The following is a 26,704-nucleotide window of genomic DNA, read 5'->3' on the forward strand; positions in this document are numbered from 1 at the left end:
TGGTGATTAATCTTTAAAATTCATAAGCTAAACTCAAGCGAACATCGCGCCCCGCAGCGGGTATCCCATCGGAGAGAAACGGCACCACTTGCAGATTAGTGAGGTTTTTCACCATCAAACGCACGCTTAAGCCCTTTAAACTGGCTTGAGGTTCATAGGCGAGATACACATTCTGCAGGAAGTAATTCTCGCTCGGCGATTCGGCATTAAAGATATCGCCGTGGGGAACATTGGTTTGCGCATCATACCAAGCGCCCTGCCAAGCGATAGAAATGTCATCTGTGATATACATGCCCAAACGCAGACGAATATCGAGCGGGGCTATGTTAGCTAAATATTCATCGTCATCTTGGCTATCTCTGAGTGACCCATTGTGTTGCCCTTGCAGCCATGAGACCGCCAGATCACTGAACACATCTTGATAGCGATATTGGGCTTCAAAATCGGCACCGTAAATATGGTAGCCATCAAGATTTGTGTAACCACTTTGAATTAATTGGGTTTTATCAGACTTAGCTCCGCGGCGCTGGGCGATATCATCGCGGCCTAGGTTGGCAAACAGAGTAAGCTGCGTCGACAGCACATCATCATTGGCAAACAGATGCTGGTGCTGTGTCATCAAGCCTAACTTGAAGGCATGTAAGCGTTCGACATCGATGTCGCGGCTTGTGCCGGTAATGCTGGCTTTAGCGTATTGCACGGCATAAATCTCATCCACCACAGGGGCTTGCAGACTATAGGCGTAATCAAAGTTTAACCGAGCGTAGTTTGTCAGTTGGTAATCTATGCCTAATCTTGGTGAGAACCCCGAGTGGTGAGTCGAGCTATAATCGTGACCCGCGCTGATGTCGTTATAATCTGGCGCAATATTTGGCCGACTTATGCTGTAGATAAAGTCATATCGTAGCGAGGGAGTAACGGTTAAGTCGTTGGTGAGATGAATCGCATCGCGAACATACACGGCATAGGTGTCTTGGCGACCTTCAGGTTGATAATAAGGTGTGTACCAGCCAAAGTTTTTCTCAGGATTCTTCTCATAACTCTTGTTAAACACGAGCGAAGTACGGTCGAGACTGCGGTACTGCAATCCTGTGGTGATCTCGTGATCGCCAATCAAACTCAAGTTGTTGATATCAATATAATCACGTTTGTAATCTAGCCAAGATTCGTGGCCGAAGTTGCCTACGGAAACCGTCATTTTCTCCCACGCAATATCGGGTCTTACCCAGTGACGCGCATTCGCCGAATGGGAGATCACCACTTGAGTATCAATCAGCGGATTGCTCGGCGAATAACGATAATTGGCAGACCAAGTGTTGTCTTCATAGGTGTTATAGGCGGTTGTGGCATACAGCGCCTGCTCGTAGGAGCCGTACTTTTTGATGTTGTAGTCTGAGATGGCAGGCATGGGGCCACGGCGATTAGCCCAAGGTTTGCGGCCCTCATCGAGATAATGGGTCACGCTCAAGGCCAGTTGGTGATCGCCCTGCTCATAATCAATCTTGCCTAGATAGTTATCTTGCTCATAGCCCGAATATTCAAACTCATCACCATTGGCTAAAGTCACATCCCCCGCATCACGGCGTGTAAGGTGCAACAACCCCGATAAATGTGGATTCACCCTGCCATAGACAGTTCCCGTATAACCCATAGCGTCATTATTGCTGGCGTAGCTGGTTTTGACTCGCGCGCCAATCGCTTGATTGTATTTAAGAAAATCATCGGCCGATTTAGTGACCACATACATGGCCCCACCAAAACCGCCATTACCCGAGCGCACATCATGGGCACCTTTGATCACTTCCACTCGTTTGATGAGATCAGGATCGAGGAAAAATGAGCCATAGCGATACTGCTCAAATCCCACCGGAGCATTATCCACATAAACGTTAAAATCTTCGGTCTCGCCAAAGCCCCAAATATTAATCCGCTCACCGCCGCTGCGAGTACCGCCATCGATATGCGCCCCTGCCATATCATCAATCACTTCGGCGAAGGTCGTTGCCTGCATCTCCTCGATTTGTTCCATGGAAATAATCGCTTCACCAGGTTTAGCGACTGTGATGGCCCTACGATATTGCTGCCCATGAACCTGCAGGATTTCAATCGGCTCAACCTTAGGCTCGCCCAATACCTCATTTGCGTACAACGGCATTGAGGGCAACAAACATAATCCCATCAGCGACAGATTTCTATTCGCTTTCCATTTCCCAAATTTAGGCAGGCAACCCATTTAACGTCTTCCTATTAACAAACTAAGCTAAAAATAGGGCGGCATTATAGGCACTAACGAAGAAGATAAGAATAGTTCTCACTTGGCTTTACGTGTAAATAACGGACTGATTGAAAACAAGAGAGAAGCGGCGCACTCCAAAAAATTTAAGTGAAGATCTTGTCGAAGGATGGCAGTATTAGTGACATATTTGACAGCCTTTCATCCTCTTAAGAGTGTACGACTTCGCAATACGAGTGAATATACGGGCGACTCGCCTGACGTTCGCCCTGCTTGTATCTAGGCGCATCTAGGCTGTTGGCACTCGTTTCAAATGCATTAATAAGGTTCACCGATAATGGCCACGCTCACGACTAAAATCCCTATTGCGACAGGTGCAACGTTCAGCGCCGCGAGTTTGCAATTTTTAAATCAACTGGCGCAAAATAACTCCCGCGACTGGTTTAAAGCCCATCAGGCGGAATACGAAGAGACAGTGCGAACGCCTGCGCTGCAGTTTATTGAGCAAATGCAGCCCAGTATTCTCGCCCTCTCGCCTCGGCTGACTGCAGTACCAAAAAAAGTCGGCGGCAGCTTGATGCGTCCCCAGCGAGACAGCCGTTTCAGCAAAGATAAAACGCCCTATAAAACCAATGTAGGCATTCAATTTCGCCATTTTCAAGGCAAAGACGTGCATGCGCCGGGACTGTATTTACACATTGCCGAGGATGGCTGTTTTATTGCCGCAGGGATTTGGCACCCAGAATCGAAAGCCTTAAATGCCATTCGCACTTGTATCGATGAAAATCCCAACGGCTATAAAAAGGCACTACAAACCTTGCAGAGTCATGGATTTAACATGGACGGTGACAGCTTAACTCGACCACCAAAAGGGTTTGATAAAAACCACCCTATGCTGGCGGAGCTAAAACGCAAAGATTTTATCGCCATAAAAAATATCACCTTTGAAGAACTCTGTCGTCCAGATGCCGCCAGTTTCTGTGCCGAGCAATTTGCGCACTGTACTCAATTGATGGCCTATCTGTGTTTCGCGCTGGACTTGGATTTCTAGACAATAGACTTTTAACCAATTGATTTGTAAAAATAGACCGTTAAAAAATAGATTGCTAAAAGCAACATGGCCTAGGCGAAAAACCTAGGCCATTCAAACTACAACTTGCACCTTAAATGGCTTAATTTGCACTTAAACTTTTGTATTTAAAGTGCCCAAGTAACTCTGTAAAACTGCAAAGGCATTGTCTAGCAGCTCATATTCACCCGCTTTACCTAACACCCTAATTCCCTGTAATTGCAATACTAAAAATGCAGCGACCTGATGTGGTTGTACATGGGGGAGTAGCTCGCCTCGCGCTTGGCAATCCCGTAACACTTGGGTAAATGAAGCCTGTAATCGGCAAAATAATCGCTGACATTCCTGCAGCACACTCTCATCGTCAAGGCTCTTTTCAAGCACGGCATTTTGCATAAAACAGCCGTATTTTTGTTCCCTCTGCAGGGCAACAAAGCGCGCTAGATAAGCTTCTATTTCAGCCAAGCCCGCTTTTTCATGCAACAGGGTATCTGAGGCGCCAAAGGAGTAGTTATCGAGGTAAAAACGGAGGCACTCGCGGTAAAGATTCTGCTTATCCCCGAAACTGTTATAAAGACTAAATCGATTAATACCTAAATGGCCGACAAGATCGGAAATCGAGGTTTCGGCAAAGCCCTTTTGCCAAAAAAGCTCCATCGCCAATATGAGTTTTTCCTGCCGATCAAAATTACAACTTCGTGCCATAAGCCTGTGACCTAATCTCTTGAATACGCGCTAACGATCAGCTTTAGCACTCCTCAATCACCGCATTTCTGTTTACTAAAGAAAGTTGAGGAGTAAATCATTCTTGACTGATCGTTTAGATATGGCGTAAATTCTATACTAACCGATCGTTCCGTTAAAGTCTTATATGCTTAAATCGAGCATAAAGCATTGATAAAAACTACAGGACATTAAATGAAACTCTATGAACTAGCCCCTACGCCTAGCGCGCGCCGTGTCAGTATTTTCCTAGCGGAAAAAGGCATAGAAGTGCCAAGAGTGAACGTCGATATCCGCGGAGGAGAGAATTTAAGTACCGAATTTAAAGCCAAAAGTGCAAATGGTCGCATTCCACTGCTCGAACTCGATGATGGCAGCTACCTGTGTGAATCTGTTGCCATTTGCCGCTATTTAGAAGAAATCCACCCAAGTGTTCACTCGCTGTTTGGTAATACACCGCTTGAGCGCGCCAAAGTAGAAATGTGGCAACGTATCATAGAGTTACAAGGATTAATGGTCGGGTTTCAAGCCTTTCGTAATTTAAGCGGTGTCTATAAAGACAGGGAAAATTGTGTCGAGTCTTGGGGCGTAGAATCACGCCAAAGGGTCATTGACTTCCTACCAAGCTTAGACCAACAATTGAGCAAGTCAGCCTTTGTGGCAAGCGATGAATTCAGCATTGCCGATATTTCGGCTTACGTTTTTATCAGCTTTATTAAGAATTTAGATATTGAAGTCACTAACAGCTTGCCGCACCTTAAGGCTTGGTTCATCACTATGGCGCAGCGTCCTGCCATAGTATCGTTAACCCCTAAAAATAGCGGCGCTAATGCCTGATGATGAATATTCATAGGCACTAAAGTGAGTAGCTATAAGCGTTATAACCTAAAGGAATCATCATGATAGATTTATACACAGCCGCGACCCCTAACGGTTTTAAAATTTCCATCGCACTGGAAGAAATGGGACTTGAATATCGCGTCCACAAATTAGATTTCAGCACCAATGAGCAAAAACAGCCCGAGTTTATTGCCATCAATCCCAATGGTCGCATTCCCGCCATTATCGACCGCGATAACGCGGATTTTGTGGTATTCGAATCGGGTGCGATTCTGCTGTATCTCGCCGAAAAAACAGGTAAATTCCTGCCAGCCGATCCTAAAAAACGCTCGCAGGTGATCCAATGGTTAATGTTCCAAATGAGCGGCGTCGGCCCCATGATGGGACAAGCCAACGTATTCTTTAGGTACTTCCCTGAAAAAATCCCCGCAGCCATTGACCGTTACCAAAAAGAAGGTCGACGTTTATTTGAAGTCATGAATACTCAACTCGCAACAAATCAATACCTTGCAGGTGACGAATACACGATTGCCGACATCGCCACTTGGCCTTGGGTCCGTATCCACGAGTGGAGCGGCATCAACATGGAAGGTTTGACTCATTTGCAACGTTGGTTAGATGAATTAGCACTCAGACCTGCGTGCCAAAAAGGCATAATCACGCCGCCACCGGTAGAAATGAGTGATGAAGAACGGGCTAAGCAAATCCAAAAGATGGTGACGAAATAGTCATCTGCTAACGGTCATTGCGCGAATAGCCTGCAAAACTGCCGTTAGGTACTGAATACACTATAAGTTTCAGTAACAGAACCACAAAAAGCCCTGCAAGTTGATACTACTTTGGGGCTTTTTTACTGCCTGTTATCGGGCAAAACTGCTACAATCTGCGCCACTTATTTTTCCCCTCTGTTACGGCTATGTCCCTTACATAAGGCGCCGTCACAGAAGCATGATCTAGGCTAAATTTATGGGTAATCCAAGCAGCTTCTCTTCCGATATGGCATCCAAATCAGATACATCTTCGGCGTTAAATGTCCAAGCGAACACCCCAGCGCAAAAACGTGCGCTCAGTTACGCCAGTACAATTAAGCAATTATTCGATGAAATTCAAAGCAGTAAAATGCCCGCTGACCGTATTTTGGCAAATTACTTTAGAGAACATAAAAAACACGGCTCGAAGGATCGTAAAGTCATTCGTGAATCCTTGTTTAGTCTATTTCGCTGGTGGGGTTGGTTTCAGCGATTAGGCGATCAGCAAGAATCTGCCGTTTATTTTGCCAGCCTAAGCGCCAGTGCCCTATTGGAAGCCCATGCTTGGCAAGATATCGCCAACGCTTGGCATGAGTTATCACAATCGCCCATCGATTATCAGCAAGCTCAAGCACTTACTGTTGAAAGTCTCGACGACAAACTGGCACTGATACAGTATTTATTCCCTGCGACTGAGTTTAAGGCACAGGATTTATTACCCGACTGGTTCTGGCAAGTGTGCCCTGTTGATGCTGCGCAGCAAACGCAATTAATTGCCGCTATGTCGAGTCGCCCGCCAATTTGGGGACGCGCGCAAGGGATCACGAGTCAAGATGCAGCGACACAACTGCAAGCGCTCGGCATAGAAGCGAGTGATGGTCATTACTTTAGCGATGCCATCAATCTTGGCAGTAAGAGTATGAATCTTAATGAAATAGCCCTGTATAAAGACGGTAACATCGAGATCCAAGATTTGGCTTCACAGGTCATTGGTCAAATTTGTGCGCCTGAACCCGATGCCCATTGGTGGGATGCTTGTAGCGGTGCTGGCGGCAAAACTCTGCAACTGCGCTCTTTGATGTTAGCTAAAACTGCTGATAACCAAACGTCATCTGCGGGCAGCATCATATCGTCCGATATTCGCTCCAATGCCCTAGAAGAACTCACTAAACGCGCCCAAAGAGCGCACTTTAACGGCATTAGCGTGGCCCGTTGGAAGAGTGATGCCCTCCCCGTGCCTGCGGATCATTTTGACGGTGTGTTAGTCGATGCCCCGTGCAGTTGTACTGGCACTTGGCGACGTAATCCTGATATGCGTTGGTTGGATGGTGTTGAAGCCGTGCCCGATAAAGCCGCGTTACAGCTCGATATTTTAAGCCGCTGTAGCCGCGCAGTTAAGGCCGGCGGCATCCTCGTTTACGCCACTTGCTCCTTGTCGCCCATCGAGAACCAAGACGTAGTGACGACGTTTTTACAGCAACATCCAGAGTTCACGCTCACGCCGATACGCCATCCTTTTAGCGGTGAACAAACAGAAATGTTGACCGTGTGGCCCTTTGAGGCCAACAGTGATGGCATGTTCGTCGCACGTATGCTACGCAGCAAGTAACACTAACTCATTATTTTGTATCAAAACTTGGCGCCCTCCTTTCTAGGCGCCAAGTGCAATCGCATAATCTGATTAATGATTAAAATCAGATTTACTCTTTTATTATCATAAAGATAAACCACATCCTTCCAGTTAAAATCTCAGATACATCCATTTCAGTGGCAAGATATGGCTCTTGGGCAAAACTTTTCACCATCAATGATGAAATATTTCGCTTTAGCTTCATCTCACCTTTGGGTAAAAAGATCGGGTGCTGCGAATGGCACAGGTATTTTTGGAATTTTGACCATGTCACACTCCTATGAATTTGACGACGATGATGCGCCATGGGGCGATAACGTCAAAGGTAAGCAAAAGAATAAACGCGTGAAACAGCGCCGCAGGGATACTAAGCGACGTTACTCGGACGATAATACAGAGGTGGATTTCTACCAAAATAAATCGAAGTAACTGAATCTAAGTACCCTAGCCCACGGGTTTGTTTAACGAATTCGTTCTGTGCTAAGCCTGCCAAATCTGAGCAAGTTGGATAATATCCAACTTGCTACTCAATCCCGCGATACCCTCTCAAATTCTTAAAAAATCAATTGTAAAATCAATGGGCTTAATGGCTTATTTGCCCTATGCTTTTTGGGTTATGACTCCCAAGCCATTGGACTTACACTGAAATTTAAGGATGAACACCATGGAAAAACAGCGCCCCGACTTTATTTATCCCCAAGGCAGTATGTTGATGCACTCCCCCTTAGTGTTAAATAAAGCCGATATGTACGGTTTTTTTCTAAAGGGGAAACAAGTAAACCTGCAACGCTCTATTGATAAGACCTTGAATCAAGTTGCCGGTAGTGCAATGTATTTTAAGGTGTTATCTCCCTACGTACTGACAACCTTCACTCAAATTGAAAAAGCCTATTCCGCTTATCCAGAAGACAGAGCCAAGGGTTGGATCCAAGAAACAGACATCATCACTTGGGTCATGGTCGGGCGCCAAGATAGCAGCAACAGCACACAAATCAGCCAAGTCTATTTTCAGCCGCTACACATTTGGGTGAACGATGCCATGGCCTTAATTAATGGCCGTGAACTCTTTGGTTATCCTAAATATTTATGTGAATACACTATGCCAGCTGTGGGTGAGCCTCTGACGCGATTATCGCTTGCTGCCAAAAGCTTTTTACATTTTTCACCAGAAACTGAACTCGCCCTGCATCCATTGATTGAAGTGAATTGCGATGCCAAACCCGAGGCGCAGCTTTCAACCCTTGAAGCGATAACCCAAACCAGGCAACTCTTTAAAGAACAAACTGATTTCATCCCAGAGCTTGACCAGCTCGGCGAAGAGCAGCTGTTTCATCTGCTATTTAAACCCGCCATCGATCAAGTATTTCTAAAGCAGTTCCCCGACTCTTCAGGTCAAAAAGCCATTTATCAAGCCATCGTCGCCGCACCTGCCCAAGTGAATAAAGTGCACAGTGTTGCCCTGCTCAAAAATGATTTTGTCGCGACCATTTTTGATAATGCCAGCTTCCCGTTACAGGACACGCTCGGGGTTGAGATTGGCGAGCAGCATGTCTTACTGCCTTACCATGTGAACTTTGATTTTGAAGTGCCACCCGGTGAAGTATTAGTCGACAACTCCGAAATCAAAAAACAGAAAATCGCCATTCTCGGCGGCGGTGTCGCGGCCATGACCGCAGCCTGTTATCTGACCGACAAACCCGGCTGGCAGAATCAATATGAGATTGATGTCTATCAACTCGGCTGGCGTATCGGCGGCAAAGGGGCAAGTGGCCGCAATGCTGCAATGGGACAACGTATTGAAGAACATGGATTACATATTTGGTTTGGTTTCTATCAAAACGCGTTTGCCTTAATGCGTAAAGCTTATGAAGAATTAGATAGACCGGCAGACGCGCCGCTCGCAACCTTTTTTGATGCCTTTAAACCCCATAACTTCATCGTATTACAGGAAGAGGTCGATGGCCGCTCGGTAAGCTGGCCGATCACTTTTCCGACGCTACCCGGCATCCCTGGTGATGGCACCGAAACCCTCACCTTTTGGAAAGTCGTTAAAGTCGCCTTTGCGTGGATCAAGGAATGGCTCAAGGACATGGATGACTTGCTTGATGCCGATGAAAAAGCCATGGGAACACCTAAAAACTGGCTCGATAGCAGCTGGTTTGAACGCTTAAAAGATAAGTTAGAGGATTCAGTCGAAGATGCCAAAGAATCACTCGACGCGCTCGGCGATAAGCTCGAATGCCATTTCAATCAAATGATTGGCCGTGAGTGCGATGAGCATGTCCACAGTGAAAGTGACGATGGCTTTGTCGAATCGGCCGTCGATGCCCTGCATAAACGACTCGTCAAACGCTTTAGCGGCCATTTAGATAACAATGACGAACTGCGCCACTTGTATATTGCCGCCGATCTGGGGCTTACGATACTCAAGGGCATGTTTGCCGATGATGTGTTTGAAAAAGGTTTCGATGCCATCAATGGTTATGATTACCGCGAATGGTTAACCAAACACGGCGCCAGCCTTAAGTACACAGTCGACAGCGCCCCCGTGCGTGGTTTTTACGACTTAGTCTTCGCCTATGAAAAAGGCAACTTCGACAAACCCAATGTCGAAGCGGGCACAATTATCCGCTCTATGCTGCGTATCGCCCTGTGCTATCAAGGTGGCGTAATGTGGAAAATGCAGGCCGGCATGGGCGATGTGGTCTTTACGCCTTTCTACGAAGTGCTCAAACGCCGAGGTGTCAACTTCCACTACTTCAATCGCGTCGATAATCTCGAATGCCGCAATCAAAGCGTTCAAGCGATTGAAATCACCGAGCAAGTTGCCTTAGCACCAGCTGTCACAAGCTACGATCCCTTGGTTGATGTTAAAGGTCTCGCCTGCTGGCCGAGCACGCCCAATTATGAGCAGCTTGAGCCTGAACAAGCAGCGCTGCTCAAAGCCCATAATATCAATCTGGAACACTTCTGGAGCGATTGGGACAGCGTATATGAAACGCACTTTGGCAAAGCACTGCCGAAAAAGCGCTTAGTCAAAGGTGTGGATTTCGACAAAGTGATCTTCGGTCTATCCATAGGTTCTGTGCCCCATGTGGCGAGTGAAGTCATGGCACAAAGCCCAGCGCTTAAGCTTTGCGTTGATAAGGTGCAAACTGTCGCCACTCAAGCCTATCAACTGTGGATGAACCAAGATCTGAATGGGATAGGCTGGCCTAATAACTCTGAAGATAGCGAGGAGCCCGTATTATCGGGCTTCACCGAACCCTTCGATACTTGGGCATCGATGAACCAACTGCTAGACAAAGAAGATTGGCGCGGCTTAGAACCTAAAAATGCCAGTTACTTTTGCTCGGCATTGCCTGTCGAGGCCTATCCACCAAGCTCGGATGTAGATTTCCAACAACGGAAAACCTTAGAAGCTAAAGCGGGTGCTATCCATCAACTTAATACCGAAATCCATAAACTTTGGCAAAATGTCGGTGATAGCTTCCCTTGGGAATGGTTACACGATGAACAAGACCGCCAAGGTGTTGCCCGCTTCGATAGCCAATATTGGCGCGCAAATGTGGACCCATCCGAACGTTATGTGTTGTCGGTTAAGGACAGTTCGCAGTATCGCATCACAACAGATGGCACAGGGATAGATAACTTGTATATGACGGGCGATTGGATAAAGACAGGCCTTAATGTGGGCTGCGTCGAAGCCGCGACGATGGCGGGTATGCACACCTCAAAAGCCATATCGGGTCATCCAGCCTTAATAAAAGGCGAGAAAGACTTCTAAGTTCCTATTGAGCAGCTAAATGCTAAACAAAAGAGCACGACCGATACAGACAGTTGTCTAAAATATTCGAGATATTAAGTTAGGTATGTTGCTGGTTTAATCTGCTAGCCATATTTAATCTAATTATTGAAATCTACTCTCTAGAGGACATTGATATTGATGTAAACCCTGATTAAACAGTCTTAAAACACAAAAGGAACCCTAAGGTTCCTTTTGTTTCAAATGTGTCTAGTAAAAAACACTATTTGGTTTTTCTGTCTTTGATATGGCTTTGTGCGCGCTTGCGACGACGCTCTTGGCTCATAGTCAACTTCTCAGTTTTGTTTTCAAATGGGTTATCACCCTCTTGGAAACGTAGTTGGATTGGCGTACCCACCACTTTCAATGAACGACGGAAGTAGTTCATCATGTAGCGCTTATACGAGTCTGGCAGCTTGCTAACTTGGTTACCGTGGATCACCACGATTGGTGGATTGTAACCACCTGCGTGCGCGTATTTAAGCTTCACACGGCGACCATTCACTAATGGCGGCTGGTGATCGTCCTGCGACATTTGCATGATACGTGTCAGCATAGAAGTACTAACGCGGCGTGTGGCACTGTCGTAGGCTTCTTCAATCGATTCAAATAAATGGCCAACACCAGTACCGTGCAGCGCCGAAATAAAGTGAATACGAGCAAAGTCGATAAAGCCAAGACGACGGTCAAGCTCACTCTTCACACGATCTTTAATCCCTTGGTCGATACCATCCCACTTGTTGACGGCAATCACCAAAGCGCGACCCGCATTGAGCGCGAACCCTAACAGACCTAAATCTTGCTCGGCGATACCTTCACGGGCATCGATGATAAGCAACACCACGTTAGCATCTTCAACCGCTTTCAAGGTTTTGATCACTGAGAATTTCTCAATGACTTGATGTACTTTACTGCGGCGACGAACCCCCGCGGTATCGATAATCACGTACTCGCGACCTTCACGTTCCATTGGAATGTAAATACTGTCACGGGTCGTGCCAGGCTCATCAAATACCACAACGCGCTCTTCACCTAGAATACGGTTAGTCAGGGTTGACTTACCGACGTTCGGTTTACCTATGATCGCTAACTTGATAGGCAAATCTTGCAGACGCTTTTGCTCAGCTTCGGCTTCTTCTTCGGTATATTCACGCTCTTCGGTCACTTCGCCTTCGTCTTGACGCACTATGCCCATCGCTTCGGCATAAGGAGTCAGCGCGTATTCGATCATGTTGGTCACGCCGCGTCCTTGAGACGCTGCCATTTGGTAAACTTCACCTAGACCTAAAGACCAAAACTCGGCGCAGGCAGAATCGGCATCAATACCGTCCACTTTGTTCGCAACCACGAAAGTGGTTTTTTCACGGCTACGTAAGTGCTGTGCAATCGATAGATCCGCAGAGGTTAAACCCGCGCGCGCATCAGTCATAAATAGAACAACATCGGCTTCTTCAATGGCGGCAAGGGATTGCTCGGCCATTTTCGTCTCGATCCCTTCTTCAGTGCCATCGATACCGCCGGTATCGACCACAATGAACTCATAGCCGGATAAGAATGCTCGACCATATTTACGGTCACGTGTTAGGCCAGGAAAGTCAGCAACCAGCGCATCACGCGTGCGCGTAAGGCGATTAAATAGGGTGGATTTACCGACGTTCGGCCGACCAACAAGGGCCACTACAGGGATCATGATTTTGCCTCTAAAAAACTTTTCAATAAAAAGCCCCCGGAACACACTTCCAGGGGCTCTACAAGGATAACACTTTTAACTATGGAAGTGTTACAACAGCTAACTTTCCACTGCGACCTTGAACATAGATTTTATCGTCAACCACTAATGGCTGGCTGTATAATCCAGAGCTGTCCACTTGGACACGACCGACAATCGTCCCTGTACTGCGATCGATGAAGTGTAAATAACCTTCGAAATCACCCACAACTAAATAGTCTTTATACACAGCTGGTGACGTCAGAGTGCGGTTAGCTAACTCAGAGTTGCTCCACAGCTCTAAACCGTTACGTTTATCAACTGAGTAGATACGGCTGTGGTCGTCAACGACGAACAAACTTAAGCCCGCTGATGCTAACTCGTTAAAGCTAGAATACTTACGTGTCCACACAACTCGACCCGTGCGCAGTTCCATCGACACTAAGTTACCGTTGTAGCTCACCGCATATAAGTTGTCGCCAAGGATCAGCGGCGTCATATCCACGTCGGCCATACGCGTAAACTCGTTACCGCCCGTTGGATTGTAAATCGCCTGTTCCCATGCAGCTTGACCATTGTTTTTAATCACAACAGCCACTTTGCCATCGGCAGTACCGATAAAGAAACCGCCCGCTTCATAAGCTGCAGAACCTGTACCGCGCAGGGTCAGATTTGGCAATTGCATTTCGTACACCCACAGCTTAGCGCCAGTATCGACGTTAAAGGCTTCGAGTGAACCTGAGCTGGTGCTGACAACCACAACGTCATCGGCAACCGTTGGCGCAGACAATAACTCACCACCGGCAACCACATGCCATAAAACTTGGCCATCTTCGGCGTTCAGCGCGGCTAACAGCCCGCTTTCTCCCCCTAAAAAGACTTTATTACGCGCAGCAGTTACGCCAGCGGCGATTCGCGCACCTTTGTTTTTTGCTAAGGCGTTATCACGAAATTCTTCGCTGAAATCTTTAGTCCAAACGCGCTCGCCCGTCGCTTCGTCAAACGCGGTGACTTCACCATAACGATCGGCGGCAAATATTTTGCCATAACGAACGGCAGGAGCGAGGCGAGAGTAATAATCACCTACACCATCACCGACAGAGGCGCTCCAACTTACTTCAGGGAACACTGTCGCCTGAATTGCAGTTAACTCACTGACAGGCTCGTCTTCAACATCGCTCGACGAACAGGCGGATAACATGGCCAGACTTAATCCGGCGGCTAGCAGGTTTTTGCACCAAGACTTCATCAAGGGATCCCTTATGCCTGATTTAGGCTATCAAGTTTGATTTTAAGCGCTGGGCTTGTGACCACACCACCATTGTCCATGGCAGCTTGATAAGCTGTTTTCGCTTTCTCAACTTCACCTTGACGTACTAAGAAATCGCCTTTTAATTCATCGCGCTGGGCGAAGAAGGCTTTATCTGTAACTTGCTCTAAAGTTGCCAGAGCAGCGTCTATTTGACCTTGCTCGGCTTGTACTCGAGCGACACGTAAAGTTGCAATCATATCTAAACCAGCACCTGGTTTAGCCGCAATAACCTTGTTCAAGGCTTCGATAGCTTTAGGGTAATCCTTAGCTTCTACCGCAGTTTTTGCCACGATCAGTTCTAGTAGCGCTTGATAACCTTTTTGATCATGATTTTTAGAAAACTCAGCCACACCCGCCAGCATAGCGGCTTCGTCGCTTGATTTAGTGGTCAACTCGTGGAAAGCTTTTGAGGCTTCTTCCGCTTGGGCCACTTTAACGTCAGAATAATAATTCCACGCATACAGGCCGCCTAAACCAACGACCGCCCCAATAAAAATCGAGGTTCCATAGTCTTTCCAGAACTGCTTGATAGCATCAACTTGTTGTTCTTCTGTGCTATAAATTTCCACGCGCACGTCCCCTTATATGATCTATTACTTAATGGCCAGTTCAGCCAAAAATGCGCCTAAGGCACTTCGAGCTACCCGTTGTTGTTCGTTATCATTGCGTAAATATTTCACTGTCACCATGCCTTCGGCCAGTTCATCTTCACCAATCAGTAAGGCGACAGCTGCACCGCTTTTATCGGCACGTTTCATTTGTTTTTTCACATTACCGCCACCGCAGTGACTCATCACTTTAAGGTTTGGCAGCGCGCTGCGTAATTCCTGCGCAACTTTAATCGCTTCAACCAGACAGCTATCACCCATAGCAGTAACATACACATCCACTTCTGGCGGAATATCTTTGTTTAGCTCTAAGGTTTCAAGCAGCAAGACAATGCGCTCTAAGCCCATGGCGAAACCCACTGCTGGGGTATCTTTACCGCCTAACTGGGCGACTAAGCCGTCATAGCGACCACCCGCAAGCACTGTACCTTGTGAGCCTAAACTCGATGTAACCCATTCAAATACTGTACGATTGTAATAATCTAAACCACGTACTAGGCGCGGATTAATGGTGTATTTGATACCCACAGCATCAAGTAGTTCACGCAATTGTGAAAAATGTGTCTTGGATTCTTCACCGAGGAAATCCATCAACTCAGGTGCACCAGCCAAAATAGCTTGGACATTTTGATCTTTTGAATCCAATACCCGCAGCGGATTGCTGTACATGCGACGCTTGCTGTCTTCATCGAGCGCATCTTTATGTAGTTCTAAAAACGCAATCAAGGCATCACGGTAAACCGCGCGCTCAGCGGGATCACCTAATGTATTAAGCTCTAACGACACGTGATCGCTAATACCGAGTTTTTCCCACAGGCGGGCTGATAACATCAAAACTTCAGCATCAATATCCGCTGTGCCTATGCCATACACTTCCACGCCAAATTGGTTAAATTGGCGATAGCGACCTTTTTGTGGGCGCTCATGACGGAACATAGGGCCCATATACCAAAGACGTTGTTCTTGGTTATATAGCAGACCGTTTTCGTTACCCGCACGCACTGTCGATGCCGTACCTTCTGGGCGCAGCGTTAAGCTGTCACCGTTATTATCTGCGAAGGTATACATTTCTTTTTCAACAATATCAGTCACTTCACCGATAGAGCGTTTAAAGAGATCGGTATTTTCCACTATTGGAGTGCGGATTTCGCTGTAACCGTAAGCACTAACGCTCGAACGTAGTACCGCTTCCACTTTTTGCCATAGAGGACTTTGAGTTGGCAGAATGTCATTCATTCCGCGAATCGCTTGGATCTGTTTTGCCACTGTATCGACTCGTCCGATTTAGCTAAATTAATAAAAAATGTCACGCATTATAGGCTTTTGAACGTAAAACGTAAAACGACCCCGTCGGTTTCGGGGCCAAGCTCAAAATCATTAGGCGTAATCTGTGCCCAAATGCAGATGCATATTACTCAGTTGTGTCTTTTATTTGAATACGGTTCGCCATTTGACTGGCCTTAGCGCGAATTTTCGCTTCGAGGGAATCGACAATATTGTCGTTATCAAAACGTTCTTTTTGACGTTCACCCTCGTCGTAATATCCGCTCTTATTGTGTCCGCCGGTTAAACCAATATGCGACACTAAGGCTTCGCCTGGACCGTTCACAACGCAGCCGATGATAGACACATCCATGGCGGTAGTCACGTCTTCGAGGCGACGCTCTAACTCATTGACTGTGCTTATCACATCAAACTCTTGACGGGAGCAAGATGGGCAGGCGATGAAGTTAATCCCGCGGCTACGGATACGCAGCGACTTTAAAATATCAAAACCGACTTTGATTTCTTCAACGGGATCGGCCGCAAGGGAAATACGCAGGGTATCACCGATACCTTCGGCCAATAACATGCCTAGACCCACGGCCGATTTAACTGAACCCGCGCGTGCGCCGCCCGCTTCGGTAATGCCTAAATGCAAAGGTTGACGGATTTGTTTTGCCAATAAACGATAGGATTCAACCGCTAAAAACACGTCGGAGGCTTTCACGCTGACCTTGAATTGGTCGAAGTTTAATCGGTCCAGAATATCTACATGGCGCATGGCCGATTCGAGCAAGGCTTCAGGCGTTGGCTCTTTGTACTTGTCCATCAGATCTTTCTCTAATGAACCGCCATTCACACCAATACGGATAGGAATATTGTGGTCACGGGCACATTCCACCACGCTGCGAATACGCTCTTCGTTGCCGATATTGCCCGGATTAATACGCAAGCAATCAACACCATACTCAGCAACTTTTAAGGCGATACGATAATCGAAATGGATGTCGGCCACTAAAGGCACCTTAACCGCTTGCTTAATGAGTTTAAAGGCTTCTGCCGCATCCATAGTCGGCACTGAGACACGAACTATATCGGCACCAACTTTTTCCAAGGCACGAATTTGAGCGATTGTCGCTTCAACATCTGTGGTCTTAGTATTGGTCATTGACTGAACGGCAATCGGCGCCCCATCACCAATCGGTACATTACCCACATAAATGCGGGTGGAAGGACGTCTTTTTATGGGAGTTTCATTATACATGCTTAATACGCTCTATTTCGGTACGTGCTGTAGATCATTAGGTGGTCGTTAAGCCTTAGGTAAGGTTAAGCGCGCGACACGTCCCTTAGGGACATCAGCTAAGCTAACCATTTGACCATCTAAGCTTAATGTCGCCACTTGCGGCGCACCTAGAATAATTTTAAATGGTGGTACACCACTCACTTGCACTGTGGCGCCAGCGCCTTTCACACCATCGACTAACGCTTTACCTTTAGCATCGACAATGTTAATCCAGCAATCACCCGTTAACTGTACCTTGATAATCGATTCACCGGCAGTGGCCACCAGAGTATTGGTCGTTGTGGCTGGCGATGTTAAAACAGGCAAAGTCGTTGCAGTTACAACGGGCTGAGTTGCAGGCTGTTGCACAAACGTCTGTTGAGCTACCATCTGTTCAGCTACCGAAGAGGCCGTTTGAGACGCTGTGGTAGCAGCATTAGCCGAGCCACCATCTTCATTACTCGTATCAACCGTTTGAGGATAATTATTGTCAGTAGGCCCAGTGCTCACATCAATAGTGCTGGCATCGGTATCTTTAATCGGGCCGTCAATTGACATAGAGCCGTTAGCCGCGATGTCGGTCAATTGTTGACTCGCATCGGTTTCGGTCAATAGTACGTCACCAGGTAGCGTTTGGTTCGCGGCGGCGACCTCTTCTACCGTGGGTTTCGATACATCAATAGTGCTTAACAAAGTCGTTTTTTGCATCCACCAGACGACTAACGAGCCGAGTAACACAATAACGATAAAAATACTCAGCCAAGTTAAACGCGTATCGCGGGCTTGATAAGTCGTTTTACGGGAAAAGCTTTGCATTGCAGGCTCAGTCACCACAGGCACTTGGCGCACTAAACACGCTTCAATCAAAGCCGCATCCGCGCTGACCATACGGGCATAGTTTTTTACATAACCACGAACATAAGTGGATGAGGCAATATTGGTAAAATTGTCGGCTTCAAGATCTTCAACAATACGAGGGCGTAAATGCAATTTAACCGCCGCATCTTGAATACTAAGGCCCATTTTTTCACGGCCAGCTTTTAATAAGGTTCCAAGCGTTACATCTAGCGCGATAGATTGCGGTGCTACCGACTCAACTGGCGCATTGATTTCATGATCTTTCATTGATGCAAATTAACTCTGTATTGCTTGGCCTGAGGTGATGCTGGGAATTTGGCAAGCAATAAAATACCAAATCTCTTCACAGCGGCATCATCATTCACTGCCTGCTCTATTTTGATCCCGAGCGCTAAACTTTCTGGAGTTTGCTCAGCCACTTGGTGATATCGCGCTAATTGGTTTCGCGCCTGAATAAAATCACCTTGGTCGACTTCTAACTCTGCCAACTCCAGCAACGACACCGATCTTCTCGGGTCATACTTTAACGCCATCTGAAAATACTGTCGTGCCTTTTCTGCTTGTCCAGCTTCGCGGCTACAGAGACCTAAGTTCTCGTAGCTTGAGGCCGTTCGCGTATATTTGGGCATTTCGATTGCGGCCAAAAACATTTTTTCAGCTTTGTTGTATTGCTTTTGTTGGCACAAAAACACCCCGAAGTTATTCATGGAATCGCCAGAGGCGTCCTTGGTACTAATGGCATTCATGTACGACTCTTCAGTACGTACTAAATCGCCCACGGTTTGATAGTAATAAGCCAAAGCGGTGTGCACATCTTCAAGCTCTGGGGCATATTCTAATGCTTTATCAAGATTGTATTTGGCTTGTTCCGAATTACCTCGATTTAAATAGGTTAAACCGAGCTGCAAACGCTCGCGCGCGGCGGCGACTTTGTCTAACTTTCGTTCCGAAACAGGAATATCTGTCCCAGTATAAGTACGCTCAGTGACGCACCCTGTCATCAATAATGACAGGGTTAAAATCAACGAAAACCTTGGCAATCCATGCTTCATGGGCAAGCCTATAAATCTGTGCAAACAAAGAGTTAATTCATTGTGACTGAAATCTGGTTTTCTTGCATGCGTTTTTTTGCTAAACGTTTCGTTCTATCGCGAATATCACCCGCCAACTGACCACAGGCGGCGTCGATATCATCGCCACGGGTTTTACGCACTATCACTGTAAAACCATACTCCATGAGCACCTTAGAAAAACGGTCGATACGTGAGTTAGATGAACGACCGTAAGGCGAGTCAGGATACGGGTTGAATGGGATCAGATTTATCTTACAAGGGGTATCTTTCATCAACTTAGCTAACTCATGGGCTTGATCTGTGCTGTCGTTGATGTGATCTAGCATCACGTATTCAACCGTCACGCGGCCACGGTTTGCATTGGACTTGGCGATATAACGACGAATACCCGCTAAAAACTCATCCAGCGGATATTTTTTATTGATTGGGACCAGAATGTCACGTAGCTCATCATTTGGCGCATGGATACTCACAGCCAGTGCCACATCAAGCGCATCACCCAATTTATCTAACGCAGGTACGACGCCCGATGTTGATAGAGTTACGCGGCGCTTTGATAAGCTAAAACCAAAGTCATCGAGCATGATGTCCATCGCTGGGATCACATTGGCTAGGTTAAGCAATGGCTCGCCCATGCCCATCATCACGACGTTAGTGATAGGACGCTCGCCCGTGTCTTTAGCAAAACCTAAAAAGTGCGATACACGCCAGATTTGGCCGACGATTTCAGAAACCGTTAAGTTACGGTTAAACCCTTGCTGCCCCGTCGAGCAGAAAGTACATTCCAGCGCACAACCCACTTGGGATGAGACGCACAAGGTCGCGCGGTCATCCTCAGGAATATAAACCGTTTCAACTTCTTGGCCTTGACCAACATTGATTGCGAATTTAATCGTCCCGTCGGTCGATTTTTGGAAGCTCGAAATTTCCGGCGCAACGATCTCGCAGCGAGCCGCCAATTTTTGACGTAACACTTTGTTGATGTTGGTCATCTCTTCGAAGTCACTGACGCCGAAATGATATAGCCATTTCATGAGCTGATCGGCACGAAAGGGTTTCTCTCCCATGTCCGCAAATAATGCGCGCATCGCCTTACGATCAAGGTCTAATAAATTGATCTTCTTTTCACTCATATAGCTAACCTCAACACCAAAACCGGATCCTGTAACAGGGCGGCGAATTATACAGACGCAAATAAATTTTAGCCAGTAACTCAATTAACCTATGCTAGAATCTCCACGGGCTAATGTTGGCCTAAAATACGGAGTTGTAATTCCACCTATATGTTAACCCTCATCATTATAGTGCTTGTCGCTGTCGGAGTTTCTTTTCTGTGCAGTGTGTTCGAAGCTGTTCTGCTATCGGTTACCCCAAGTTATATCGCATCACTCGAACAAACTGACAGTGCCGCAGCCGCGCGCTTGCGTAAACTGAAAGAAAATGTCGAAGCCCCTTTGGTGTCAATCCTTACGCTAAATACTATCGCTCATACCGTTGGCGCTGCCGTTGCGGGTGCGCAAGCAGCGAAAGTATTTGGTGACGATATGTTGGGTGTTTTCTCGGGCTTATTGACCTTTATTATTCTGTTCTTCTCAGAAATTATTCCTAAATCATTGGGTGCCAACCATTGGCGTCGCCTCGCACCGAGCGTGTCTGTTGCCGTGACGTGGATGAAGCGTGTCACTAAACCGCTGATCTGGATGTCGCAGCAAGTCACTCGCCTGATGGGCAAAGGCGATGAAGGCCAATATATCCGCCAAGAAATGAGCGCGATGGCAAAAATCGGCCATGAATCCGGTGAGCTTGACGAGCAAGAGTCGAAAATTCTGACGCAAATGCTCAAGGTACGTGATATGCCCGTTACAGCAATCATGACACCGCGCACTGTGATGTTCTCGCTGCCAGTGGATCTGACTCAAAATGAGTTTGTACGTCAATATCGCGACAAGCCTTTTACCCGTATTCCAGTATACGATCAGGATCATGACGATATTATCGGTTATATCACCCGTACCGATGTGTTGCTGGCTGAGCGTTACACACCAGAAGCACCGATTGGTGAGCTTAAACGGAGTTTATTTGTGGTGCCTGAAACCGCCAAAATTCTGCCACTGTTTGAGCGTATGATTAAACGTAACACCCAAATTGCTATGGTGGTCGACGAGTACGGCAGTAGCCAAGGTATTGTGACTCAAGAAGATATTATCGAATCTATGCTAGGATTAGAGATTGTCGATTTAAACGATCCCGCGACCGATATGCAGCAATTAGCACGTAAACTTTGGACTAAGCGCATGAAGCAAAAAGGCATTCGCCTATCCGATGACGGTGATTTTGAAGCCGCATCCGATGATGACGAAGCCAAATCCGGTTAAAGGCTAAGCCAGTTTAGTGCTTGTTAATATAAAGGGAGCCTAGCTCCCTTTATTCTTTTAGAATGCGGATAACTCAGAACCCTCTGAGCCTCGCATTTTGAGGTCGCTTGGGTATATACTCACCCGCCGTAATAGAGGTAAGTTATGACACAGAGCTACACACTCTCACTCGCGCACATTAATGACACCCATTCGAATTTTGAGCCCTGCCGCGTCCAATTTAGTCTTAACCTCGGCCAGCATAAGCTTGATGTAACCAGCCATAGCGGTGGTTATGCCCGCATCGGCCACCACATCACTAAGGCACGTCAAGCTGCTGCACAAACCAATACGCCGTTTGTTTTCCTGCACGGTGGCGACAGCTTCCAAGGCACGCTTTATTTCAGCCATTTTAAAGGCAAGGCCAACGCCCACTTACTCAATCTGTTAGCGCCCGATGCTATGGTCATTGGCAACCACGATATCGATGAAGGTAACGCCAGACTTGCCGAGTTTGCTAAGCAGATTGATTTCCCATTGCTTGCGGGCAACATGGATTTAAGCCAAGAAGATCTCAACAAACCCGGTTGTCTGCGTGGTTTGCCTAATATCTTAGATTATGATCATGAGCAAAAACGCGCGAAATATCTGCTTAAGCCTTTCCACGATAAGACGTTAGCCATTGTCGGTATTACGTTAGATCAAATGAAAGAGATCGCGCGCCCCGATCCAGACACTCATTTTGTCGATGCTATCGCCACAACCGCACGCACGATTGAGCACCTTAAAAATCAAGGCATCAAACATATTATCGTGCTCAGCCACTTAGGCTTAGATCAAGATAAGCGCCTTGCGGCCGAAGTCGAGGGTATTAGCCTTATCGTCGGTGGTCACACGCATACGCTACAGGGCGATTTTCGCGCCTTAGGTTTGAGCAACTTGCCCTACGGTGAAGTCATCAACAACACGCCGATAGTGCATGCGGGTAAATATGCCGAAGTCGTCGGCTTAGCCGAGATAACGTTTGATGCTGAAGGTAAAGTGCTGAGCCTAACAGGCGGCAACTATTTCATGCTGGATCAACACTTTATCTTAAGTGCTAACACAGCTGTCGATAATCAAGATTACCAAGCGGTGCGTCAACAGCTCAGTCAGCACCCAAATGTCCTTTGGGATGATGCCGATGCCGATATTGATGGCGTGATCCGAGACATCTACAAACCCGCCATCGCGGATATGGAGAACAAAGTCTTAGCACTGGTGCCAAAAAACTTAGTCCATACCCGCTTACCGTCTAAGGCCCTGCCCCACGGCAGTGAAATTGCGCCTTGGGTCAGTCGCAGCATGTTCCAAGAAGCTAAGCTTGTCGATCCTAGGGTGGACTTTGCCTTGCATAATGCCGGCGGTGTGCGCCAGTCGGTAGCCCAAGGTCAGTTGACGCTGGCGGATGTTATGGGGCAATTACTGCCCTTCGAATTGCCGCTGGTTAAGTATGAAATTCAAGGTCAGTTCCTGTATCAAGCACTCGAGTCGGCGATTAACGCGGCGACCAACAACAGCGTCCGTGGCACTGGTGCGGGTAGCTTCCCTTACACCTACGGCTTACGGTATTACTACGATGGCCGGCGTCCACTGGGCGAGCGTTTATTTAGATTGGAGATGATGCAGCAGGACAGCCAATCTCTTTGGTATCCCGTTGAGCCTGAGTCACTGTATGTCGGGGTATCGACCTCTTACACTGCTGCGGGTAAGGAAGGCTATCATCCATTGCTGCAAGCTCGCTGGCAGGAGTCGATGGAGTCTCTGACGTTGCCACAGGCATTTATTCGATTCTTAAATCGCTCACCGAATCTGTCTGATTTACTGTCACAGCATGTGCATTACACCAGCCACAGCCAACGTATGGGTTAAGTGCCAATGCTCCCCATGGCGTCAACATTGATGCAGTGAGGAGCAAAGTAAATTAATGAGTGACTGGGAACTGTCTTCCTTACAAAGCTTTGAATAGGCAGTGATGCAAAACAAACGTTGCTCTCATTGCCTGTCATCAAAATTGCTAGAATTATAAAATTGCTAGGCTCTTAAAATTGCCAATCACATTGCGGTAAACGCGCAGTAAACCAATCCTTTGCCTTGCCCTGCGCGTCTTTACGCCACGCCATAAACACAGCTTGGGGTGGGCGCGGCATTTCCACATGGCAAGCCACTAAGCTTCCCGTCGCCAATGCATCCAAAATCAAGTGTTTTGGAATGTAGCCTACGCCGAGTCCCAATTGCTGCGCCTTAATCTTGGTCTGCATGTTCGGCACCCGGATCACTTGGCGACTATCAAATAGGCCGCTCGAACGCTGCGCCAAGGCAGTCGAACTGTCTGCCACCACAATGGAAGGGAATTGCAACAATGCCTCGGTCGGAATAGGACCCGCATGTTGCGCCAATGGGTGGGCAGGATTTAATGCAAACACAAACTCCAATTCACCGATTTCGACCAGATGATATTGACCTTTTGGCAGTTCACCCGTTACGCCGATGGCAATATCGGCACGGCCCGAATAGAGTGCATCCCAGCCGCCACCTAAGGACTCTTCACTGATGTTCACCGTCACTTGCTTACCCAACTCAGTAAATTCCCCGATCAACTGCAATAGGGGTAAATCCGGCACGACAGTATCAATTGCTAAGGTTAACGAAGACTCCCAGCCGGTCTCGAGTTGACGCACCGCTTCTTCCAGCCTAGATGTTGCCGAAAGGATTTCTCGACCTTGGCGCAGCACAAGTTGACCGACTAAGGTCAGTTCGGCGCGTTGGCCCTTACGTTCAAATAATTTTGTGCCTAAATCGCTTTCCAGTTTCTGCACTGTGTAGGTCAGCGCCGACGGCACTCGGAACAAGGACTCGGCCGCTGCGGAAAAACTGCCTTTTCTATCAATGGCATCGAGTACGATTAATCCATCGAGACTAATAGATGGCAACATAAAAACCTCATATTCAAATTATTTGAAGTAGACATTGAAAATGTTCCGATTTTCTTTGCCAAAGGTCAAGTCTACACTGCTTAGCAATGGAGAGGTTCTACGGAACTCACTGCCGAAATCGGATGTAGATACTGAGTAAAGTTAAGTTAGAACAGATTTAAAAACTGAGTTAAAACTGATTGAACAACACACTTAAATACTTGTTAAATAATTTGAAATAAGGAATACCCCATGAAAGCACTCATCGCAAAAACACTCAAATCAGCCCCTAGTCTTGCCCCACTGGCACTGCGTATTCCTATCGGGATTATCTTAATCGCCCATGGTTCACAAAAACTGTTTGGCTGGTTCGGTGGTTACGGCTTAGAAGGCACTGGACAATGGATGGCATCCATTGGTCTGACGCCAGGTTACTTAATGGCACTGATGGCAGGTTCAAGTGAATTCTTCGGCGGCCTATTCCTGTTACTCGGCCTGCTGACTCGCCCAACCGCCCTCGTATTGTCATTCACTATGATAATAGCGATTTTCTCAGTACACATAGGCAACGGTCTGTTCCTTGCCAACAACGGTTACGAATTTGGTCTCGCCCTACTAGCAGCCACAGTGTCATTGGCGGTTTCAGGTGCCGGTAAGTTCGCTATCGATAACCTATTCGCTAGCCGCATCAAATAAAGGGGAAGCAAGATGATCACATTAAGAAAAGCACAGGACCGCGGTCAAGCAGACTTAGGCTGGCTAAAGAGTCAACATACCTTCTCTTTCTCTAGCTACTATGACCCAGAGCACATGGGGATATCATCCCTAAGAGTCATCAACGATGACAGAGTAACGCCCGGCGCAGGTTTTGATACCCATGGTCATAAAGATATGGAGATCATCAGTTACGTGATATCCGGCACTATCGCTCACAAGGATAGCTTCGGCAATATCAAGACCTTACCCGCAGGTGAGTTTCAGTTAATGTCGGCGGGTAAAGGTATTTACCACAGCGAGTTCAATGCTTCTAATACTGAGCCGCTACACTTTTTACAAATTTGGATCCGCCCAGATACCTTAGGCATAGATGCGGGTTATCAGCAAAAGGCATTCGAGCAGAGCTCACCGCTGACGGCTGTGGTGACACCAAACGGTGAAAACGGCACGCTGAAAGTGCAACAGGATGCAACCTTATATCGTTTAGTATTAAGCGAAGGCGAAAAAGTGACGATGGCCAGAAGCGCCGCTCAAGCGGATCGTCATCTGTATGTTCAATTGATTGAAGGTACGCTGGATATCAATGGCACAACACTCACGGCGGGGGACGGCGCACATCTGACCCAACTCGCCAGTATCGACTTTACGGCAATAAGCGGCCAAGTCACCGCATTAGTGTTCGACTTGTCTGCTAACGCGTAATACCAGCGAATGGCTTAACTGAACCACTCAGTACAGCTGCTTAACGATTGAGCAAACGATTAAGTAAGTCATTGAGCAAACCGTTGAGTCAGTGATTACATGCCAGCTTGATAAGCACTCACCTAGCAGCACTGCCACAAGTCATCTTTGGCAGTGTTTTTTATTGGCGTTTTGATGGCCATGTTATAAGGCGATGTTATAAAAGCAGTGCTAACGGCCTCGTTGAGCGAACCAGATCTGCACTTTGATACGCTGAGTTATAGCGCGAGTGTCATGCTGAAATTAACCAAGACTTGGGCTTGGCCCTGTGCTTTATCCGCCGCATTCAAAAAGCGCTTATGTTCATTACGACGAATACTGCGAAACCCCTGTTTCTCAAAAAAAGGTCGCGCGAGATAGGATGCTTCAACCGTTAATCGTTTCAGCGCTAAAATTTTAACTTCTTCAAACAACGCAAAATACAAAGAGGTGGCCACCCCAGAACGGGCATATTCGGGATGCACGAACAGACATTCCACTTCGGCAGCGGCTTCAACTTCACTGTCGGCACCTATCTTAAGATTGATAAACCCCACCAGCATGTTATCCGCTTCAGCCACCCAAATCGTGGTGCCCTTTAAGCGTTCGAGCCAATAGTGCTCACTGCGGATCTCTCCTTCGATATAAGCCCAAGCTGAGCGCTCGGCAAACGAGTAAAACTCGCCAGAGCCTTGCATCACACTCGCCTCAAAGATCGCCGCCAACTGCGAGACATCCGATGGCGTAAATAGTCGGATCTTCATTCTCTGCCCTCCATCTTGAATTGTTAATAGCTTAAGATT

22 protein-coding genes are annotated in these 26,704 nt (G+C 47.1%); 10 read left to right on the top strand and 12 right to left on the bottom strand.

Annotated elements, in window-relative coordinates; genetic code table 11:
• Window positions 1–13 precede the first annotated feature (13 nt).
• Complete coding sequence (locus Q4Q57_RS00960) at window positions 14–2,233, bottom strand: TonB-dependent receptor domain-containing protein (protein ID WP_311889300.1); 2,220 nt, start codon at window positions 2,231–2,233, stop codon at window positions 14–16.
• A 337-nt stretch (window positions 2,234–2,570) separates the two neighbouring features.
• Between Q4Q57_RS00960 and Q4Q57_RS00965 the strand changes: the two genes are divergently transcribed.
• The gene (locus Q4Q57_RS00965) at window positions 2,571–3,284 is read left to right on the top strand and encodes a DUF2461 domain-containing protein (protein ID WP_012588169.1); all 714 of its coding nucleotides are present in this window, start codon (window positions 2,571–2,573) and stop codon (window positions 3,282–3,284) included.
• A 132-nt stretch (window positions 3,285–3,416) separates the two neighbouring features.
• Here the strand turns inward: Q4Q57_RS00965 and Q4Q57_RS00970 are convergent, their stop codons facing one another.
• Window positions 3,417–4,007, bottom strand: a complete 591-nt coding sequence (locus Q4Q57_RS00970) for a TetR/AcrR family transcriptional regulator (RefSeq protein ID WP_106649968.1) — start codon at window positions 4,005–4,007, stop codon at window positions 3,417–3,419.
• A gap of 213 nt (window positions 4,008–4,220) precedes the next feature.
• Between Q4Q57_RS00970 and Q4Q57_RS00975 the strand changes: the two genes are divergently transcribed.
• From Q4Q57_RS00975 to Q4Q57_RS00995, 5 genes are all read left to right on the top strand, one after another.
• Entirely contained in the window at window positions 4,221–4,862 is a 642-nt protein-coding gene (locus Q4Q57_RS00975) for a glutathione S-transferase (RefSeq protein ID WP_311889303.1), read from the top strand.
• Between the two features lie 62 nt (window positions 4,863–4,924).
• Complete coding sequence (locus Q4Q57_RS00980) at window positions 4,925–5,593, top strand: glutathione S-transferase family protein (RefSeq protein WP_113941046.1); 669 nt, start codon at window positions 4,925–4,927, stop codon at window positions 5,591–5,593.
• A gap of 238 nt (window positions 5,594–5,831) precedes the next feature.
• Entirely contained in the window at window positions 5,832–7,223 is a 1,392-nt protein-coding gene (locus Q4Q57_RS00985; RefSeq protein WP_311889304.1) for an RsmB/NOP family class I SAM-dependent RNA methyltransferase, read from the top strand.
• A gap of 288 nt (window positions 7,224–7,511) precedes the next feature.
• Window positions 7,512–7,673, top strand: a complete 162-nt coding sequence (locus tag Q4Q57_RS00990; protein WP_006080915.1) for a hypothetical protein — start codon at window positions 7,512–7,514, stop codon at window positions 7,671–7,673.
• A 235-nt stretch (window positions 7,674–7,908) separates the two neighbouring features.
• Entirely contained in the window at window positions 7,909–11,031 is a 3,123-nt protein-coding gene (locus Q4Q57_RS00995) for an NAD(P)-binding protein (RefSeq protein ID WP_311889305.1), read from the top strand.
• A gap of 241 nt (window positions 11,032–11,272) precedes the next feature.
• Here the strand turns inward: Q4Q57_RS00995 and der are convergent, their stop codons facing one another.
• The 8 genes from der to Q4Q57_RS01035 form a co-directional block, all read right to left on the bottom strand.
• Entirely contained in the window at window positions 11,273–12,739 is a 1,467-nt protein-coding gene (der, locus tag Q4Q57_RS01000) for a ribosome biogenesis GTPase Der (RefSeq protein WP_106649962.1), read from the bottom strand.
• Between the two features lie 79 nt (window positions 12,740–12,818).
• Window positions 12,819–14,006, bottom strand: a complete 1,188-nt coding sequence (bamB, locus tag Q4Q57_RS01005; protein ID WP_259562155.1) for an outer membrane protein assembly factor BamB — start codon at window positions 14,004–14,006, stop codon at window positions 12,819–12,821.
• Window positions 14,007–14,017: 11 nt separating this feature from the next.
• Window positions 14,018–14,638, bottom strand: coding sequence for a tetratricopeptide repeat protein (locus tag Q4Q57_RS01010; RefSeq protein WP_063883274.1), 621 nt, complete (start codon window positions 14,636–14,638; stop codon window positions 14,018–14,020).
• Between the two features lie 24 nt (window positions 14,639–14,662).
• The gene (hisS, locus tag Q4Q57_RS01015) at window positions 14,663–15,943 is read right to left on the bottom strand and encodes a histidine--tRNA ligase (RefSeq protein ID WP_311889308.1); all 1,281 of its coding nucleotides are present in this window, start codon (window positions 15,941–15,943) and stop codon (window positions 14,663–14,665) included.
• A gap of 145 nt (window positions 15,944–16,088) precedes the next feature.
• On the bottom strand, window positions 16,089–17,204 hold the full coding sequence (ispG, locus tag Q4Q57_RS01020) for a flavodoxin-dependent (E)-4-hydroxy-3-methylbut-2-enyl-diphosphate synthase (RefSeq protein WP_106649960.1): 1,116 nt from the start codon (window positions 17,202–17,204) through the stop codon (window positions 16,089–16,091).
• Window positions 17,205–17,252: 48 nt separating this feature from the next.
• A complete protein-coding gene (locus Q4Q57_RS01025) occupies window positions 17,253–18,350 on the bottom strand; it encodes a RodZ domain-containing protein (RefSeq protein WP_311889310.1) in 1,098 nt (365 codons plus the stop codon).
• Entirely contained in the window at window positions 18,347–19,135 is a 789-nt protein-coding gene (gene pilW, locus Q4Q57_RS01030; protein WP_106649958.1) for a type IV pilus biogenesis/stability protein PilW, read from the bottom strand. Before pilW ends, Q4Q57_RS01025 begins: the two co-directional genes overlap by 4 nt.
• Before the next feature lie 32 nt (window positions 19,136–19,167).
• A complete protein-coding gene (locus Q4Q57_RS01035) occupies window positions 19,168–20,289 on the bottom strand; it encodes a bifunctional tRNA (adenosine(37)-C2)-methyltransferase TrmG/ribosomal RNA large subunit methyltransferase RlmN (protein WP_311889311.1) in 1,122 nt (373 codons plus the stop codon).
• 150 nt (window positions 20,290–20,439) lie between these two features.
• Between Q4Q57_RS01035 and Q4Q57_RS01040 the strand changes: the two genes are divergently transcribed.
• Window positions 20,440–21,531 carry a hemolysin family protein gene (locus Q4Q57_RS01040; protein ID WP_311889312.1) on the top strand — a complete coding sequence of 364 codons (1,092 nt, stop codon included), beginning with the start codon at window positions 20,440–20,442 and terminating at the stop codon, window positions 21,529–21,531.
• A 144-nt stretch (window positions 21,532–21,675) separates the two neighbouring features.
• Entirely contained in the window at window positions 21,676–23,421 is a 1,746-nt protein-coding gene (locus Q4Q57_RS01045; RefSeq protein WP_311889313.1) for a bifunctional metallophosphatase/5'-nucleotidase, read from the top strand.
• A 170-nt stretch (window positions 23,422–23,591) separates the two neighbouring features.
• Here Q4Q57_RS01045 and Q4Q57_RS01050 read toward each other — a convergent pair whose 3' ends face one another.
• Window positions 23,592–24,485, bottom strand: coding sequence for a LysR substrate-binding domain-containing protein (locus Q4Q57_RS01050; protein WP_311889314.1), 894 nt, complete (start codon window positions 24,483–24,485; stop codon window positions 23,592–23,594).
• A 231-nt stretch (window positions 24,486–24,716) separates the two neighbouring features.
• Between Q4Q57_RS01050 and Q4Q57_RS01055 the strand changes: the two genes are divergently transcribed.
• Window positions 24,717–25,160, top strand: coding sequence for a DoxX family protein (locus Q4Q57_RS01055; protein WP_259213105.1), 444 nt, complete (start codon window positions 24,717–24,719; stop codon window positions 25,158–25,160).
• A gap of 12 nt (window positions 25,161–25,172) precedes the next feature.
• A complete protein-coding gene (locus Q4Q57_RS01060) occupies window positions 25,173–25,883 on the top strand; it encodes a pirin family protein (RefSeq protein ID WP_311889315.1) in 711 nt (236 codons plus the stop codon).
• A gap of 257 nt (window positions 25,884–26,140) precedes the next feature.
• On the opposite strand, the gene Q4Q57_RS01065 is transcribed toward Q4Q57_RS01060, so the two are convergent.
• Window positions 26,141–26,665: a GNAT family N-acetyltransferase gene (locus tag Q4Q57_RS01065; protein ID WP_311889316.1), complete on the bottom strand. Its 525-nt coding sequence runs from the start codon at window positions 26,663–26,665 to the stop codon at window positions 26,141–26,143.
• Window positions 26,666–26,704: the final 39 nt, after the last annotated feature.

It is taken from the genome of Shewanella sp. SP2S2-6, assembly GCF_031931965.1.
Classification (GTDB): domain Bacteria; phylum Pseudomonadota; class Gammaproteobacteria; order Enterobacterales; family Shewanellaceae; genus Shewanella; species Shewanella baltica.

Bases quoted from the DNA above. Each gene is read 5' to 3' on its own strand.
- Q4Q57_RS00960 (WP_311889300.1), bottom strand. From the start codon at position 2,233: ATGGGTTGCCTGCCTAAATTTGGGAAATGGAAAGCGAATAGAAATCTG.
- Q4Q57_RS00965 (WP_012588169.1), top strand. From the start codon at position 2,571: ATGGCCACGCTCACGACTAAAATCCCTATTGCGACAGGTGCAACGTTC.
- Q4Q57_RS00970 (WP_106649968.1), bottom strand. From the start codon at position 4,007: ATGGCACGAAGTTGTAATTTTGATCGGCAGGAAAAACTCATATTGGCG.
- Q4Q57_RS00975 (WP_311889303.1), top strand. From the start codon at position 4,221: ATGAAACTCTATGAACTAGCCCCTACGCCTAGCGCGCGCCGTGTCAGT.
- Q4Q57_RS00980 (WP_113941046.1), top strand. From the start codon at position 4,925: ATGATAGATTTATACACAGCCGCGACCCCTAACGGTTTTAAAATTTCC.
- Q4Q57_RS00985 (WP_311889304.1), top strand. From the start codon at position 5,832: ATGGGTAATCCAAGCAGCTTCTCTTCCGATATGGCATCCAAATCAGAT.
- Q4Q57_RS00990 (WP_006080915.1), top strand. From the start codon at position 7,512: ATGTCACACTCCTATGAATTTGACGACGATGATGCGCCATGGGGCGAT.
- Q4Q57_RS00995 (WP_311889305.1), top strand. From the start codon at position 7,909: ATGGAAAAACAGCGCCCCGACTTTATTTATCCCCAAGGCAGTATGTTG.
- der (WP_106649962.1), bottom strand. From the start codon at position 12,739: ATGATCCCTGTAGTGGCCCTTGTTGGTCGGCCGAACGTCGGTAAATCC.
- bamB (WP_259562155.1), bottom strand. From the start codon at position 14,006: ATGAAGTCTTGGTGCAAAAACCTGCTAGCCGCCGGATTAAGTCTGGCC.
- ispG (WP_106649960.1), bottom strand. From the start codon at position 17,204: ATGTATAATGAAACTCCCATAAAAAGACGTCCTTCCACCCGCATTTAT.
- Q4Q57_RS01025 (WP_311889310.1), bottom strand. From the start codon at position 18,350: ATGAAAGATCATGAAATCAATGCGCCAGTTGAGTCGGTAGCACCGCAA.
- pilW (WP_106649958.1), bottom strand. From the start codon at position 19,135: ATGAAGCATGGATTGCCAAGGTTTTCGTTGATTTTAACCCTGTCATTA.
- Q4Q57_RS01035 (WP_311889311.1), bottom strand. From the start codon at position 20,289: ATGAGTGAAAAGAAGATCAATTTATTAGACCTTGATCGTAAGGCGATG.
- Q4Q57_RS01040 (WP_311889312.1), top strand. From the start codon at position 20,440: ATGTTAACCCTCATCATTATAGTGCTTGTCGCTGTCGGAGTTTCTTTT.
- Q4Q57_RS01045 (WP_311889313.1), top strand. From the start codon at position 21,676: ATGACACAGAGCTACACACTCTCACTCGCGCACATTAATGACACCCAT.
- Q4Q57_RS01050 (WP_311889314.1), bottom strand. From the start codon at position 24,485: ATGTTGCCATCTATTAGTCTCGATGGATTAATCGTACTCGATGCCATT.
- Q4Q57_RS01055 (WP_259213105.1), top strand. From the start codon at position 24,717: ATGAAAGCACTCATCGCAAAAACACTCAAATCAGCCCCTAGTCTTGCC.
- Q4Q57_RS01060 (WP_311889315.1), top strand. From the start codon at position 25,173: ATGATCACATTAAGAAAAGCACAGGACCGCGGTCAAGCAGACTTAGGC.
- Q4Q57_RS01065 (WP_311889316.1), bottom strand. From the start codon at position 26,665: ATGAAGATCCGACTATTTACGCCATCGGATGTCTCGCAGTTGGCGGCG.